Below are 232 nucleotides of genomic sequence, written 5' to 3'. Positions count from 1 at the left end.
ATGCTTGAGATTGAAGCGGATTCTCGCTCCACCCGCGCCGTCTATATCGGGCAATCGTTCATTGAGGATGTGCTTGTCCACGGGAAATTTCCGTCCAACTCGGTGACCGGGTCAATCGCGATTCCTCTCGTAAGTGCATGGACCGAGAAGTCAGCGAAGATCTCGTCCCAACCCTATCATATGAATCATTGGCACATAAGCTTGTCGAACTACGGGCCTGTCATCAATTGAA

At 50.9% G+C, this 232-nt stretch carries 1 protein-coding gene; it reads left to right on the top strand.

Annotation, left to right across the window (positions count from 1 at the left end):
* The coding region (locus tag VTU_RS34715; protein ID WP_010102432.1) for a hypothetical protein at positions 1-231 on the top strand (231 nt) is incomplete at its 5' end.
* Position 232 lies beyond the last annotated feature (1 nt).

Origin of the sequence: Verminephrobacter aporrectodeae subsp. tuberculatae At4, from assembly GCF_000193225.1 — a bacterium.
In the GTDB taxonomy this organism is placed as follows: Bacteria; Pseudomonadota; Gammaproteobacteria; order Burkholderiales; family Burkholderiaceae_C; genus Acidovorax; species Acidovorax aporrectodeae.
The sequence above is the reverse complement of the archived record's forward strand: the minus strand, read 5'-3'. Positions and strand labels throughout refer to the sequence as shown.